The organism is Paenibacillus durus ATCC 35681, assembly GCF_000993825.1.
GTDB lineage: Bacteria > Bacillota > Bacilli > Paenibacillales > Paenibacillaceae > Paenibacillus_AQ > Paenibacillus_AQ durus_B.
The window spans coordinates 3,230,639-3,245,748 of sequence record NZ_CP011114.1 but is presented as its reverse complement, the minus strand read 5'-3'; the positions used below and the strand labels follow the sequence as shown (position 1 = coordinate 3,245,748).

The window sequence follows — 15,110 nt, the reverse complement described above, 5'->3', positions numbered from 1 at the left end:
CATAATAGCTCTGCCGAAAGGACATAATGAAGCCGAGGTGATATCCAATGGCAAATGCCGCAAAAACCATAGTCAACTGCAGTGTCAGTAACTGTAATTATTGGGGTGAGAGCAACATCTGCCGCGCCGAGGAAATCATTATTGAAATCGACAAGCACTCGGGAAGCCGGATGAAAGAAGAATTAGCCGAAGAAATGACCTACGCGAATCATCATGATGTTGCGGCTAATTCCTCTGCAACCTGTTGTCTTACCTTTAAGCCGAAAGCGTAGGAGGGTTCCCTATGGACAGTGGACACAAGGATTCAGGATTAAACGGCTCCAAACGCAAAAAAATCAAGCTGCGTCCGCGCAGAGTCGATTACCCCCGGAAATCGCCCGAGCATCGCGAGGAATATGCATCCGAGATCAGTCCGCTTCCAGTCCGTTCTGACTCTCCAGACGGTTCGAAGGAGCGAACTGCTGACAGGGAGGGGGATGCGGATAAGACTGCCGGTTATGCCGGACTGGTCTTAGGCATTGCTTCTCTGTTCATTTGGCCGGTTATTTTGGGACCGTCGGCGGCAGTATTGGGCTATTATGCTTATAATAAGGGCCGTAAAACAGCCGGAGGCTGGGCGATCGGTCTTGGTATTGTCGCAACGCTAAGTTATTTCGTTATGATTCCTTTCGCTCGTTAGGTTTTAACAGGGAACAGTTGGCAAAGAAGGCTTTCGGACCTTGGAAAAGGGGCTGAGAGCCTTTTTTAAAACCCGCAGGCAGCATAAAATAAAACTATATTTAACAAATTCCCTCCAAAAACCGATATAATTATTAAAGTACTAGATTAAGGGAAGAGGGAATGCGGCAGCATGAATATTAATCCCGCCGTCGCCAGCGAGACTGGCCAATTGAATTGGATTAACCTAAGAAGCTCAGCTGATGCAGGCGTTTCGGCAAAAAATAATAAAAGCTCCACATCGGGAGCATCTCGATTCGAGGCTGTTCTTGCGGATCAATCATCATCTTCCGGTGAGGTGAAGGCCCGAACTGCTGCGCCCGAAGACGGGCTGCTATGGCAGAAAGTCGGGGCCGTGGGGGCAGGCGGTATTTCCGGGGAAATAGCGGGAGCGGATGTTAATGGAGCTGCGGATGCAGCGGCAAAACCGACCAGCTATGAAAATCTTATTCAGGCGGCGTCGTCCAAATACGGAGTGCCTACCGATCTGATTAAAGCGGTCATTGATACGGAATCCTCTTTCAATCCGAATGTTGTTTCCTCAGCGGGAGCCAAGGGACTGATGCAGCTAATGGATGGCACCGCCGAAGGGCTCGGGGTATCCGATCCGTTCGATCCGGCGCAAAGCATTGACGGAGGCGTCCGCTACTTGTCGTATCAGCTGAATCGGTTTAACGGACAGGAGAAAATGGCGCTTGCTGCCTATAACGCTGGTCCGGCCCGCGTGATCAAGCTCGGGGTTAGCACGGACGAAGAACTGATGCAGCAATTGGACAAGCTGCCGGAAGAGACGCAGGCCTATATTGCCAAAATCGAACGCGCCCGCGCCAAATATGCAGTATAGCGGTATAATAGAAAGGGTCAAACGGGACAAACCGTTCGCGCCGTGCTCCGGCCGCCGGGTCCCCGTTTGATCCTTTCACTTTATTGACAGCAAAGGAGTTTTGGCATATATGATTTATTGGGATTATGCCGCCGCCGCGCCGCCCTATGATGAGGTCGCGCGCACGGTGGAGCAGCTAATGAGGCTGCATTATGCGAATCCCTCTTCGCTGCACCGGGCCGGAGCCGAGGCTGCCGCTCTGATTGAACGGGCCCGGGAAGTAAGTGCCGCTGCGCTTGGCGTTCTCCCCGGGGAGATCAGATTCACCTCCGGGGCAACGGAAAGCAACAACCTGGCCATTAAAGGCGCCGCTTTGCAGTATACGGGAAGAGGCCGCCATATCATAACGACGGAGATCGAGCATCCTTCCGTCTATGAGAGCTGCCTGCAGCTGCAACAAATGGGCTGGGAAGTCACCTTCATCCGGCCTGATGCAAATGGTACGGTGAACCCTTCAGAGGTTGCCGGGGCAGTACGGCGCGATACGGTCCTTGTAAGCGTAATGCACGTCAATAACGAAATCGGCTCGGTGCAGCCGCTGGCGGAGATCAGCCGCGCCGTCAAATCGGCTAACCCCCGGACGCTGTTCCATGTGGACGGCGTTCAGGGGTTCGGCAAGCTCCCCGGAGATCCCCGGGATTTCGGAGCGGACTTGTACAGCTTGTCTCCGCATAAAATCCGTGGTCCCCGCGGAAGCGGCCTGCTGTATGTCAAAGAAGGGGTTCAATTGTTCCCGCTGCTGAGCGGCGGCTCCCATGAGGGCGGCCTACGTGCCGGAACGGAAAATCTCCCGGCGATCGTCGCCGGAGCCAAAGCGGTGCGGATGGCCTCCGAGTGGCGGGGAGAATTCGTCTCCCGCATACTGCCGCTCCGGAACAGGCTGCTGGCATTTTTGCGGGAAATACCCGAATTCATCGTGAATAGCAGCGAAAAGGGAGCGCCTCATATCGTGCATTTTTCTTATCCCGGCATGAAAGGCGAGGTTATGGCGCGACAGCTTGAGCAGCTCGGCATGCTGGTATCCACCCGCTCCGCGTGTTCATCGCGGCTGGCCGAACCGAGCCGTGTACTGCTCGCGATCGGCAGGGATGAAAGTGCGGCGCTTGGCGGCATTCGCATCAGCTTCGGGGATGAGCATACCGCAGGCGATGTTGCCGCTTTGGAACAGGCGCTGCTTGGCGCAATTAAAGCTTTGAAGATTGCTGAAGGAGGCATGCGGTAACATGAAACCGATAGAACCCGCGCGTTTGGCGGGAACAAGCATAGAATACGCCGACATGCTGCTGCTGCGTTTCGGAGAGTTTACGCTTAAGGGCAAGAACCGCACCCGTTTCGAGAAGACGATGCTGCGGCATGTAAGGGAAATCGTCAAGCCTTATTCCAGGGCGAGGCTGCTTAAAGAATATGGACGGATATATGTGGAGCTGAACGGAGAACCCGCGCAGGAGCTGCTGGAAGCGCTGGTCAAAGTATTCGGCATTTCATCCATAAGTCCGGTAAAAGCAGTTAGGCCGGCGCTTGAGGAAATCGTGGAGGCAAGTCTTCGATTTATTGAAATGCTCAATCCCGAACCTGGAACAACCTTCAAAGTGAATGCCCGGCGGGTATGGAAGGATTTCCCATATGGCTCGCAGGAGATGAACCGTCTCGTCTCCGCTCCGCTGCTTAAAGCCTTCCAGGCGCTTTCCGTCGACGTCAGAACGCCGGAGCTCGAGCTGAGGGTGGAGGTTCGTGAACAGCAAGCTTATATTTTCTGCGAGAGTATTCCCGCAGTGGGCGGCTTTCCGCTCGGCACCAACGGCAAGGCCATGCTGCTTCTGTCAGGCGGGATTGACAGTCCGGTGGCGGCATGGTCTTCCATGCGGCGGGGGCTGGAGGTGGAATGCGTTCATTTCTTCAGCTATCCGTATACAAGCCGGGAAGCCCGGCAGAAGGTTGTCGATTTGGCCAGGGTATTGTCGCGGTATGCGGGAAAAATTCGGCTGCATCTGGTCCCGTTTACGGAGGTGCAGACTTCGTTTGCCGGAATCGGTCAGGACAATCTAATGGTTACACTGATGCGAAGGGCGATGCTGAGGATCGCGACAGCGCTCGCGGAACGCGAGGGTGCGCTGGCGCTAATCACCGGTGAAAGTTTGGGCCAGGTGGCCAGCCAGACGCTGCCCAGCATGAATGTCATTGGGCGCGCGACCGAGCTGCCGCTGCTGCGGCCGCTCGTTATGATGGACAAAGCCGAAATTGTGGATCTTGCGAAGCAAATCGGCACCTATGATTTATCGATTCTTCCTTATGAGGACTGCTGCACACTGTTCCTGCCGAAGTCGCCGACAACCAATCCGAATCTGCAAATCGTTGAGAAGATCGAAGCGACGCTGCCCGGTTATGCGGATCGGCTTGCCGAGGCGGCTGCAGCGGTAATTACGGTGGAAGTCACTCCGCATGGAGATGAACGCCCTGCCGATGAGGCCGATTTGATCGCAACCGTCAACGAAGAATGGTTCTAACAAGAAAGAGGGGGAAATGGGACAGGAAGCATAGCTTGCCTTGGCTGAGCATACAAGTAGTTACATAGCCGGTTCGGGAGGAATGTTCGATGGAATCGATATGGCTGCTTGGGGAAATCTTAATGGTGAATTTAGTGCTCAGCGGAGACAATGCCGTAGTGATCGCGATGGCGAGCAAAAACCTGCCGGACAGGCACCGGAAAAAGGCCGTATGGTGGGGAGCGGCAGGGGCTGTGCTTCTGCGCTGCATCCTGACGCTGGCGGCGGTGCTGCTGCTGAAAATCCCTTATATTCAGGCTGGCGGCGGCCTCATGCTGCTCTGGATAGCATTCAAGCTGCTGCTGGAGGAGGAAGATCATATCCGCGTGAGCGAAGGCTCGACGGTATGGAAGGCAATCCGGACCATTTTGGCGGCGGATTTTATTATGAGTCTCGACAATGTCCTTGCCATTGCGGGACTGGCGAAGGGCGATTTGGCTCTAATTGTCATCGGGATTGCGCTCAGCATTCCGGTCGTTGTATGGGGCAGCGGCATTATCACCGGGTGGCTGCACCGCTTTCCGTTCCTTATTTATCTAGGCGCTTATATTCTGGCCTACACCTCCGGGGAGATGCTCCTTCAGGACGCCAAGCTGGGCGCGATGCTGTCTTTCCTGCTGCCCACTCTTCATTCTTTACTGCCGGTTGCGCTGGGCGTTGCCGTCGTGGCGGCTGGCGGGATCAAGCGGCATACCCCAAGAGCGGGGTAGAAAAGGAGAAATAAAGTTGCCCGCGTAGAGTTTCTGTTCAGAATTCAAAGGAAAAGGCTCCATTCCGTGGGGTCTTTTCTTTTGGCTTTCAGTGGCGAATGATGGTGTTTTTTGCGGGATTCGGATAAAATAAAGAAGAATCCTGAAGCGTCGGACAGCCGATGCGGAGCGGAAGAGATGCGAGTTGAAGGGATGGGTGGTATGATGTCCTCCAAAAACGATATAAAGCTGGGTCTGTTCGTCGTATGCGCTGGGCTTGTTATTTTACTGGGAAAATTAGGGGTATTCGGTTTTTTAGGACGGGCGCTGTGGCCGTTGCTTCTGCTGCTGCCTGGAATATTCCTGCATGTTCTCGTCTTCGGCCGGCGGATTACGTCTGCCGCGCTTATACCCGCCGGTATTCTCACCGTATACGGCTTGCTGTTTGGCCTGTGCAACACGTGGAGCTGGGGACTGATGGCTTATCTCTGGCCTGTACTGCCGCTGGGCGTGGCGGTTGGCCTTTACGAGTATTCGCTTTTCGTATCTCCGCGAAGCGGCGGATTAACCATAGGCGCCATCGTACTCGGCGTTCTCAGTGTGGCGCTGATGTTCCTAAGCATCTTGGGCTCGGGCATTATGTACATTATCGGAATTGTTCTCGTTCTGGCGGGAATTTGGCTGATTGCGGGACGCAGCAGCGGGCGGAATAAGTGGAACCGGGGCTGGTAAGCTAACTGAGTCTCAATATTGTTTTTTCATGAAAATACTTGCTTTTCACAGTGCTTTCACGCTACAATTAAAAATAATGTTGAAGCGTCGGGTTTTGCGTCCGGCGCTTCTTTTATGAAGCCTCCAATTCTGCTGCAAATTTCAATTGATTTTATTTGATAAATGAAAGGATTTGGATACAAATCATGCATTCAAGAGAACAAATTCGCAACATTGCGATTATCGCCCACGTTGACCATGGCAAAACGACACTCGTCGACCAATTGCTGCAGCAATCGGGGATTTTCCGCGAGCACGAGACGGTACAGGAGCGCGCCATGGATTCCAACGATCTGGAACGGGAACGCGGCATTACGATTCTGGCAAAGAACACAGCCATTACTTATAAAGATTTCCTGATCAATATTGTGGATACGCCCGGACACGCAGACTTCGGCGGAGAAGTGGAACGGATTATGAAGATGGTTGACGGCGTGCTGCTTGTCGTTGATGCGTATGAGGGCTGTATGCCGCAGACGAAATTCGTGCTGCGCAAAGCGCTCGAACAAAATCTGACGCCGATTGTCGTCGTCAACAAAATCGACCGTCCGGCCGCCCGTCCGAGCGAAGTGATCGACGAAGTGCTGGACCTGTTCATCGAGCTTGAAGCTAACGATGAGCAACTTGAATTCCCGGTCGTCTACGCCTCCGCGCTGAACGGTACATCCAGCCTTGATCCGGAGAAACAGGATGACAACATGCTTGCCCTGTATGAAACAATCATCGAGCACATTCCGTCTCCGACGGAGAGCGTGGAAGAATCGATGCAGTTCCTTGTAACCTTGATGGACTATAACGAGTATCTGGGCCGTATTGCCATCGGCCGCGTCAACCGCGGTGTTATCCGCCAAGGCCAGGCAGTTACAGTCATTCAGCGCGATGGCAAGCACAAGTCGGCGCGCATCGAGAAGCTGTTCGGGTTCCAAGGGCTGAAGCGCGTAGAGACGGAGGAAGCCGGCGCGGGTGATATCGTGGCGATCGCCGGGATCAAGGACATCAACATCGGCGAGACCATCGCTGACCCTGCGAACCCTGAGGCTCTGCCTGTCCTGAAAATTGACGAGCCTACGATGCAAATGACCTTCCTGGTCAATAATTCCCCGTTCGCCGGTAAGGAAGGCAAGTGGATAACCTCCCGCAAGCTGCGCGAGCGTCTGTTCAAAGAGCTTGAGACCGACGTTTCCCTGCGCGTAGATGAAACCGACAGTCCCGACGCCTTTATCGTCTCAGGCCGCGGTGAGCTGCATCTCGGTATTCTGATCGAGAACATGCGCCGCGAAGGATACGAGCTGCAGGTTTCCAAGCCTGAGGTTATCGTCAAGGAAATCGACGGCGCTAAGATGGAGCCGCTCGAGCGACTGCTTATCGATGTGCCGGAAGACAGCATGGGCGCCGTTATGGAGAGCCTGGGGACCCGTAAGGCCGAAATGGTCAACATGATCAACACCGGCAACGGCCAGGTACGTCTGGAGTTCCTGATTCCGGCGCGCGGCCTGATCGGCTACAACACGCATTTCTTGACGCTGACACGCGGCTATGGCGTCATGAACCATGCGTTCGACAGCTACGCTCCGCTGATCGGCGGTCAGGTGGGCGGACGCCATCAGGGCGTGCTCGTCTCGACCGAGACCGGAACTTCCACCTTCTACGGCTTGATGGGCGTGGAAGATCGGGGCATCATGTTCCTGGAGCCGGGTACCGATATTTACGAAGGCATGATCGTGGGCGAGCATACGCGCGATAATGACATCGTTGTAAACATCTGTAAGGAAAAAGCATTGACCAACGTCCGTTCCGCTACAAAGGACGATACCGTCAAGCTGAAAACGCCTCGCCTGTTCTCGCTGGAGCAAGCGCTGGAATACCTGAACGATGACGAATATTGTGAAATCACGCCGAAATCCGTTCGCCTGCGCAAGAAAATTCTGAACAAGAGCGAACGCGAGCGTGCGGAGAAGCATCGTAAAATGGCCGAAGCCAATATGTAATCAAAGGCACTCTCAGACAAGAAGAAACGACTTCGCCGTCCTCGCGGAAGGAGGACACCCGTTTCTCGTAGAAATATAAGTTAAAATGATAAGCGCTCAGCTTACAAATACTTATATTTTAAAAGAATCAGCCGCCGGAATCTCATTCCGGCGGCTGATTCGCTTTTACGGGACTTATGCGATAAAGGCGGATTAGCATTTTGCCGATAAAAATCACATAGAAGAAAGCAGGCAGCGAACCGGAATGTTTTGAGGCGTCTCAGCCTTTTTCGGTGATATAATGGATATAGCATCCATAACCGGAAGGAGTGACAACCCTTGCAAAGTTGGTTTGCCGCGCACCCCTTGATTGCCTATGTCGTTATCTTTATTCTGCTTACTTATGTGTACAACCGGGTATTTCGGGTAAATCAGAAGCTGTCTCTGCTGAAGGAAGTTATGCTCTATGCGCTGATGGCCCTTGGTTCGGGCATTCTGCTTATTTTTCAGCATGATAAGCTGCCGATCATTCAGTGCCTGCTCGTCGCCGTCGGTCTGATGCTGCTCGTCCGGGTTCGCTATTTTCTAGAGGCAAGGCAGAAGCGCAGGGCAGCGGCTGATTCGGCAAAGAGGCGATAAACCGCAACCTTTTGGCGATAATTACGTCTATTGCTTTAGTAGATTTTACTAATTCCCAAAAATGAAAAGGACTTAATTTTATTATGAGTACTAGAAATAACAGTTTGCCTCCGAGATCCAGAGGACAGAGCAGCGGTGGCAGGAAGCCCGCAGGGCCGTCTTCCAAGAAGGCGGTCCGCAAACAAAAACCTGGCTTTTGGGCCAGGCTTGGAAGAATGCTGTTGATTCTCGTATTGCTGTCGGCGCTCGTCGTGGTCGGCTACTTCTTGTATTTGTACTACAAGCTGGACAGCGGTGTGCTGAATACGGGTGTCGATAAACCGGTGTCCGCCGGAAACTCAGCCAAAGTCAAGCCTCTGACGCTGCTGCTGCTCGGTACGGATTACCGGCCGAAGCATGAATCGTATCTGACGGATGTCATCATGGTGGCCTCGCTCAATCCGCAGACGGAATCGGCAACCATCGTTTCGCTTCCCCGTGATACGTATATGGAGCTGGATGGGTACAAGAGAACGAAGATCAATGCGTTTTATCCGCGTTTCAAAGTCAAGGAAGAGACCTCCGGCATCTCCGCTGAGGACGAAATGAAGACGATGATGGGTAAATATCTGGGAGTCAGGATCGACTACGTAACCGTGATTAATTTTCAGGGCTTCCGGGAGGCGGTCGACGAGCTTGGCGGGGTGAAAGTCAACATCAGCGAGGATATGTGCTATACGGACAGCGTGGACGGCACCGACATCAATCTGAAAAAGGGTCCGGCCGAGCTAAAAGGCGACGACGCGCTCGATTATGTCCGTTACCGCAAATCCAACTGTAAACCGGAAACGAAACCCTCTGACGATCTCGACCGCAACCGGCGCCAAAGCGAGGTATTGCATTCGCTCATGGACCAGATGCAATCGCTGGGGGGAGCTGTAAAAATCGGCGGGGTGCTGGATGCGATCAACGATAACATGCAGACTGACATCGAGAAGGATCAGATCAAGAACATGATCGCAGCTTATTGGAAAATGTCCAAGGATAACGTGGAATTTAAGCCCGTGACCGGCACCTGGCACAGCCCTTATGTATATATTAACGAAAAGTCTCTTGATGCCGCGAAGCAGAGTCTGAGGGACCGGCAGGCTGGAGTAGCTCCGGCGGCGTCCGCAGCTCAGTAGATGCGCGGCGGCTCGAGCACCCCCTGACTTTCCCAAATTGAATGCAAGTTTGGGCCTATGTTATAATATAATTAACTAAGTTCTAACATGCTGCACAAGGGGGCCTGTCAACATGTCCGAATCCGCTGCCCAGCTTACCGAATCCCTGCTGAAGTTGCTGCAGAACGAAACATTTGTGCTGCTTAATACCGTTGATGCGGAAAGCGGCGGCCCTACGTCTACGGTTATTTCGTGGGTCTATGCAGTGGATTCTTCCACGCTCAGACTGGCGATTGATCACCGTTCCAGGCTGGTCAGAAACATAAAGGAGAATCCCCTGGTAACTTTGACTGTCTTTGGGGAAGAAACGGTTCATGCCATTAATGGCAGCGCGGTCGTTAAGATCGATCCGCTTCCGGATGTTCCGTTCGAGCTGTGCTGCTTCGATGTGCAAATTTCGGCGGTGCGAAATGCGCTTTTTTATGGCGCGCAGTTAGAATCCGCTCCCAAATATGCCAAGGCATATGATCAGCGTGCGGCGGAGAAGCTGGATGGACAAGTATTTGCCGCAATGCAAAAAGCCTAGTGAGAGGTTCACTGGGCTTTTTTTGACCTTTGGACCATTGAATCTGTGGGCAGAATTGCCGATAAAAAGGTTAATGCTGACCCCGGGGGGTTGTATCTTCGGGAGCCTGAGGAATGATCCGGCCGATGATATCGGCCATCTCGGCGGCAAAGCCGGAGACAGGGCGGCCTTGACGGAAGTGGCGGCTCAGCTCGGCAATTCGTGATGCCATGTCGACATCCGCGGTCACAAGCGCGTTAATGCCTCTGTGGTCTTTGCGAAAAGCCTCGGCGACCGAGTATTTCACTGTTCCCACTCTGGAGCGGCTGAGCGACCCGTCCACGTCGATACCGACAACCGCGGTGTTGCCCATTACGACGCAGTGTGCTCCCTTGACGCCAGGCACTCTTTTGGCCAGCTGTTCCAGATGATATTTAAGCTCGGCGTCTCTTGGGGAGACAACGGCCGTTCCATCGTCGGCTAGCGGTCTTACCCCGCGTTCCCCGTAATTCACGCCATGCCCTGCCGATTGTTTATCCTGAGGAGAGGGTGATGATCCTTTTTTAGCCATACCGCAGCTTGTCAGCAGCAGTAGAAGGACCAGCAACAGACAAATTGATTTTCTCATAGATGCTTACTCCTTTCGTCCAAGATGAATTCTGATTTTATCTTTGCCAGCGGCGAAAAGAGTTATGTATCTTTAAGACAAACCAGGCGCTGTGGAGGGGATAACATGAAAAAGATCTTTGTACTGGATACCAATGTACTGCTTCACGACCCCAATTCGATTTTTTCGTTTAAAGAGAATGAAGTCATCATTCCCGCTGTGGTGCTGGAAGAGATCGATAATAAAAAACGGAACGCCGATGAAATCGGACGCAATGCCCGTACGGTGTCCCGCCTGCTCGACGGACTTCGCGAGCGGGGTCATCTGCACAGCGGTGTGGAGCTTGAGCACGGGGGCAAGTTGAAGGTCGAACTGAATCATCGCAGCTTCATCAAGGTGCAGGAGATGTTCGGCGAGGTATCCACTGACAATCGGATTTTGGCTGTGGCGCTTAATTATTTGCAAGAGGAGAGCGAGAAGGCCGATCCCCGGCCAGTCGTGCTCGTAAGCAAGGATGTTCTGGTCCGTATTAAGGCCGATGTGCTCGGCATTACGCCGGAGGATTATTTATCCGACCGCACAGGCGACTTGGATGAACTGTACGCCGGGTACCAGACACTGCCTGTTCACCCGGCGCTGATCGACGAGTATTACAGCAACCGTTCCCTTTCCGTCAAGCAGCTGCAGTTGACCTATCCGCTGTATCCCCATGAATTTATTATCCTGAAGGATGAGATCGGCAGCGGCAAATCGGCGCTGCTCAAGGTAAGCAGCGACGGCAGCCGTCTGGAGCCGCTCTATCTCGGCAACGATCCCGTATGGGGAATCAGCGCCCGTAATGCGCAGCAGCGGATGGCGCTCGAACTCTTGCTTAATGAGGAAATTCCGCTTGTCACCATCACCGGCAAAGCAGGAACGGGCAAGACGCTCCTGGCGCTTGCCGCCGGACTGTTCAAGGTTGAGGATGAGCATAAATACAAGAAGCTGCTGATTGCCCGGCCTGTCGTTCCGATGGGCAAGGACATCGGCTATCTGCCTGGTGAAAAAGACGAAAAGCTCCGGCCGTGGATGCAGCCGATATACGATAATCTGGAGTTCCTGTTCGACACGAAGAAAGCCGGCGACATCGACAAAATTCTGATGGGTCTCGGCAGCATTCAGGTTGAGGCGCTGACCTATATCCGCGGCCGCTCCATTCCGGGACAATTCATCATCATCGATGAAGCGCAAAATCTGTCACGCCACGAAGTCAAGACGATTGTCTCCAGAGCGGGCGAGGGCAGCAAGGTTATTCTGATGGGCGACCCTGAGCAGATCGACCATCCTTATCTCGATGCCGCAAGCAATGGGCTCAGCTATATTGTGGAAAAGTTCAAGCAGCAGGGCATAAGCGGTCATATTACACTGGAAAAAGGGGAACGATCCCGCTTGGCTCAACTGGCTGCGGATTTGTTGTAGAACCGTTCCTATTAACATTAAAAGCAGGGGCCGGGAGGAAGCTTTCGGCCCCTGCTTTATGTAGAATGATGTGAAAGCGCTAACATCAAATGGGCAGACAAATGCGCCGCGGACTGGTAAAATAGGGAGATGGGCCCCGAAACGGACAAGGAGGAGAATATGCTGAAACGCAAAAATTACTGGCTGCTGTTTGCAATTTTGCTGCTGTCGCTGACGAGCTTATCTCCCAGTATGGACCTGAATCAAACGGATGATTCTCCTGCCTTGAACGAATATCAATCGCAATCGCAAAGCTCCTCCCCCCGGAAAAAGGGCGAGCCGGCCCATCTGCGGATATCGGTGTCGCTAAGCTACAAGGAGTTCCGCGAACTGCAAAAAATTAGCGGCCATTACGCATTATCCAGCGGAGTGACGGTAGAGCTGAACAATCTAGGAGAAGCAGCCGGAGACGATGCTTTGATGAATGAGCTGACGATCGGGAACAGGCCCGATATTGTGATGACAGAAACGCATCATATCAGGGAACTGGCGCAGCAGGGGTATTTGCTGCCGGTTGACGTATACCGGAGCTCGCCCGGGGGTACGCCGCTAACCCCGCTGCTGCCGCTGCTGCAATGGAACGGTTATGTCTGGGGCATGCCGCTGGATATTGATCCGTATGTCTTTGTCTATTCGCCAAAGGTGATGGAAGAGCTCGGAGCGGAGGCGCTGCCGAGAACGGTTGACCAGTGGAACCGGCTGCTGGAACACAGCCTCGCGAAGCCGGGTACATACGTGCTGGCGATGGATGCGGGCAGCGCTTACGGTGTGTCCGCCTTGCTGGAAAGTGTAAGCAGTTCCCTGTTTCGGGGGAACCGAGAGGCGCTTGACTGGATCGGGCGGGCGCGCAGCTCCATCTATTTGGCGGACAAGCAGGACAAAGGAGTCTGGAATATGCTTCGGGAGGGTAAGATCGCCGCAGCCGTGCTCCCGCTATCCGAGTGGCAGAAGAGCGGAGGCGGGGATCTGGTTGCGGAGGCGCCGTGGAGGGGAGATGCTGCCGGAGATGAGACGCTGTACAGCCGCAGCTTCGCCCTCTCCGCGCAGACCCGAAGTCCGGAGGCGGCGGCCGACTGGCTGTCGTACATAACATCAGCGAGGTCACAGCTGGATTGGCTGGCCGGCACCGGGCGGCTGCCTGCGGCGGAAGAACCGTACCGGGGCGGGCTTCCGGGCGGAGACAGTCTTCCATTTGACGTTGGCAGCTTGCTTACGGGTGGAGCCGACCAGACCGGAGAGCCTCAGGCCGATTGGAGCGAAATAACGTCAGCGGCGGGTTTGCTGCTGACCGGCAAACTGGATGCGGCGGGATTTATCAAAGCGCTCTCGTATTCACCTGAGGGAGAGGATCATGGGCTCTGAACGAGCGGATGGCGGATTAACCTCAGAACGACAGGGTAAGCTTCACATGAAGCACGCGATCCTTGCTGTCCACTTCAGAGGCGCGAAGGAAAGAGACGATCTTAGACGGATAGAAGCCCAGATCAAACTCCTCTTCCAGTGATTTGCGCGTCGTATCGGGTAATTCAAGGCCATTGAAGATGATGCTGTCCACATGGAACATCAGCCCGTTCATTGGCTCTTCCTGTATGGTGTAATGTCCCTGAAGGCGAAGCGACAAGTCCCCGCTCTTGCCAGTGGCGATAACCGAACCGCTCTCGAACGTAAAAGCGAAATTGTCGAACAGCTTGTTCTCGGAATGCAAAAATTCATTCAAGTCCGCTTCCTTCAAATTCAATTCGTAAGTCATCCCCCGGCGCGTCAGAACGCCGTCACGGCTCTCTACGAACTGCGGGAGATGATTCATCGCCGCGGACAGCGCTTTAAAATAAGTCTTGACTTCATGAATCCCGATATTTTGCCAGTAAGCTGTAAATTCCTCCAGAAGGGCTGCCATGCTCTCCGGATTCCCGCTGCTCTGAATGGTGCCGTCAATATCCTTGTGTAAAGCCTCAACTCGCAGCTTCTGTTCCTCTAAGGCGCTTCTCAGTTCCGCCAACTCTTGCGAAGTGCGTTCCGCCGCCGCCAGCGTGGTCCGCAGATCTTTATACTCCTTCTCATACTCCGCCAGTATTTCTTGGTCATGACCCATAATCATTTCATAGTAATCGAGCAGAATGAACCATTTGCTGAGAGTCTTTGCAGATAGCATGGCGGTCAGCAAAGGGTCCCTGTCTCCTGTATAGTAGGCGCGTACAATGGCGCCAGCCCGTTTTTCTTTTTCCGCGATATCGGACTTTTTCTTGGCGGCTTGGCTGCTCAATTCGGCTGTCTTTTGTTCAAGTGTGTGCTGCTCGGCGCCGATGCGTTCAATTTCCTTCTCGATTTCAGTTGCGGACAGTGTCTGCTGCATCAGCCTGCGGGCTTCTTCATTATCCGGAAAAGACGGCATAGAAGAAGGGGAAGCGGAAGGAGCGGCGGCCGGTGCGCTTTGCTCCGGATCGGCAGACGAATACGGCGCCTGAGGAATCAGCAGCAGCGAGCAGCAGAGCAGTATAAGCGGAAAGAAAGCCAGACGTTTGCGGAAGAGCACCGCACTCACCTCCTTGGAAGAACTTAGCTTATGCTAGGTATGATATGTTCGATCCTGTAAAAATATCATACCGCTTTTCAGGCCGGCAGCCTATATCAAGTCACACAAAATAACCCCACAGCGTGGGGCTTTGATTCCGTTGTTTGCTCAGGTGCTTTTAGCTGATGCTCACAGGGGAAGGCCCATCTCAAAGATCGTCCAGTAGCTGAAGCCTGTAAATGTGACAATCATATAGCCCCAGAACAGCAGGATATAGGTTTTTTCGGTAAACTTCATATACCCCATGATCACGAAAAATGCGGTCTGTAAAAAGAACAACAGGGCCATTTCGATCATACCGCCAGCAAACGCCATCAGACCGGTTGTCAGCGTGAAAAATCCCAGTACACGAAACATCCGAGCCACTTTACCATCCCCCTCCTTAGGCTTAAACGAATGGATAAACCTTATATTTATTATACCCGGCGAGCAAAACAGTGTAAACGAATACAATGGAAAAAGAGGGCGATTTCCCAGGGAATGTGATCTATATGATTGACGGCGGGGGAAGATGCTAA

General features: G+C 53.4%; 16 protein-coding genes. 13 read left to right on the top strand and 3 right to left on the bottom strand.

All coding sequences use genetic code 11. From position 1 onward, the window contains the following. Positions 1–47 precede the first annotated feature (47 nt). The 11 genes from VK70_RS15035 to VK70_RS14985 all read left to right on the top strand — a co-directional run bounded on the left by VK70_RS15035 (position 48) and on the right by VK70_RS14985 (position 9,937). On the top strand, positions 48–272 hold the full coding sequence (locus VK70_RS15035; protein WP_025695793.1) for a DUF1540 domain-containing protein: 225 nt from the start codon (positions 48–50) through the stop codon (positions 270–272). Positions 273–283: 11 nt separating this feature from the next. Then, on the top strand, positions 284–679 hold the full coding sequence (locus VK70_RS15030; RefSeq protein WP_025695792.1) for a hypothetical protein: 396 nt from the start codon (positions 284–286) through the stop codon (positions 677–679). 171 nt (positions 680–850) lie between these two features. Next, entirely contained in the window at positions 851–1,561 is a 711-nt protein-coding gene (locus VK70_RS15025) for a lytic transglycosylase domain-containing protein (protein ID WP_025695791.1), read from the top strand. A gap of 109 nt (positions 1,562–1,670) precedes the next feature. After that, a complete protein-coding gene (locus tag VK70_RS15020) occupies positions 1,671–2,822 on the top strand; it encodes a cysteine desulfurase family protein (protein WP_046723446.1) in 1,152 nt (383 codons plus the stop codon). A gap of 1 nt (position 2,823) precedes the next feature. Continuing rightward, positions 2,824–4,104, top strand: a complete 1,281-nt coding sequence (thiI, locus tag VK70_RS15015) for a tRNA uracil 4-sulfurtransferase ThiI (protein WP_051504980.1) — start codon at positions 2,824–2,826, stop codon at positions 4,102–4,104. An 89-nt stretch (positions 4,105–4,193) separates the two neighbouring features. Next, the gene (locus VK70_RS15010) at positions 4,194–4,853 is read left to right on the top strand and encodes a TerC family protein (RefSeq protein WP_025694319.1); all 660 of its coding nucleotides are present in this window, start codon (positions 4,194–4,196) and stop codon (positions 4,851–4,853) included. A gap of 204 nt (positions 4,854–5,057) precedes the next feature. Continuing rightward, the gene (locus VK70_RS15005; protein WP_046724305.1) at positions 5,058–5,564 is read left to right on the top strand and encodes a hypothetical protein; all 507 of its coding nucleotides are present in this window, start codon (positions 5,058–5,060) and stop codon (positions 5,562–5,564) included. A 185-nt stretch (positions 5,565–5,749) separates the two neighbouring features. Next, positions 5,750–7,591, top strand: a complete 1,842-nt coding sequence (gene typA, locus VK70_RS15000) for a translational GTPase TypA (RefSeq protein WP_025700415.1) — start codon at positions 5,750–5,752, stop codon at positions 7,589–7,591. Positions 7,592–7,909: 318 nt separating this feature from the next. Continuing rightward, positions 7,910–8,209, top strand: coding sequence for a YlaH-like family protein (locus VK70_RS14995; RefSeq protein ID WP_025700413.1), 300 nt, complete (start codon positions 7,910–7,912; stop codon positions 8,207–8,209). A gap of 83 nt (positions 8,210–8,292) precedes the next feature. Then, positions 8,293–9,372, top strand: coding sequence for an LCP family protein (locus VK70_RS14990; protein ID WP_025700411.1), 1,080 nt, complete (start codon positions 8,293–8,295; stop codon positions 9,370–9,372). Between the two features lie 112 nt (positions 9,373–9,484). Further along, the gene (locus VK70_RS14985; RefSeq protein WP_025700410.1) at positions 9,485–9,937 is read left to right on the top strand and encodes a pyridoxamine 5'-phosphate oxidase family protein; all 453 of its coding nucleotides are present in this window, start codon (positions 9,485–9,487) and stop codon (positions 9,935–9,937) included. Between the two features lie 70 nt (positions 9,938–10,007). On the opposite strand, the gene VK70_RS14980 is transcribed toward VK70_RS14985, so the two are convergent. Then, on the bottom strand, positions 10,008–10,544 hold the full coding sequence (locus tag VK70_RS14980) for a YhcN/YlaJ family sporulation lipoprotein (RefSeq protein ID WP_025700409.1): 537 nt from the start codon (positions 10,542–10,544) through the stop codon (positions 10,008–10,010). Positions 10,545–10,649: 105 nt separating this feature from the next. Here VK70_RS14980 and VK70_RS14975 point away from each other — a divergent pair, with 105 nt between their 5' ends. Continuing rightward, positions 10,650–11,981 carry a PhoH family protein gene (locus VK70_RS14975; RefSeq protein ID WP_025700408.1) on the top strand — a complete coding sequence of 444 codons (1,332 nt, stop codon included), beginning with the start codon at positions 10,650–10,652 and terminating at the stop codon, positions 11,979–11,981. Positions 11,982–12,140: 159 nt separating this feature from the next. Next, complete coding sequence (locus tag VK70_RS14970) at positions 12,141–13,382, top strand: ABC transporter substrate-binding protein (RefSeq protein WP_025700407.1); 1,242 nt, start codon at positions 12,141–12,143, stop codon at positions 13,380–13,382. Between the two features lie 22 nt (positions 13,383–13,404). Here VK70_RS14970 and VK70_RS14965 read toward each other — a convergent pair whose 3' ends face one another. Both VK70_RS14965 and VK70_RS14960 read right to left on the bottom strand, forming a co-directional pair. Next, positions 13,405–14,553, bottom strand: a complete 1,149-nt coding sequence (locus VK70_RS14965; RefSeq protein WP_025700406.1) for a coiled-coil domain-containing protein — start codon at positions 14,551–14,553, stop codon at positions 13,405–13,407. Between the two features lie 168 nt (positions 14,554–14,721). Further along, on the bottom strand, positions 14,722–14,958 hold the full coding sequence (locus VK70_RS14960; RefSeq protein ID WP_025700405.1) for a DUF2626 family protein: 237 nt from the start codon (positions 14,956–14,958) through the stop codon (positions 14,722–14,724). Positions 14,959–15,110 lie beyond the last annotated feature (152 nt).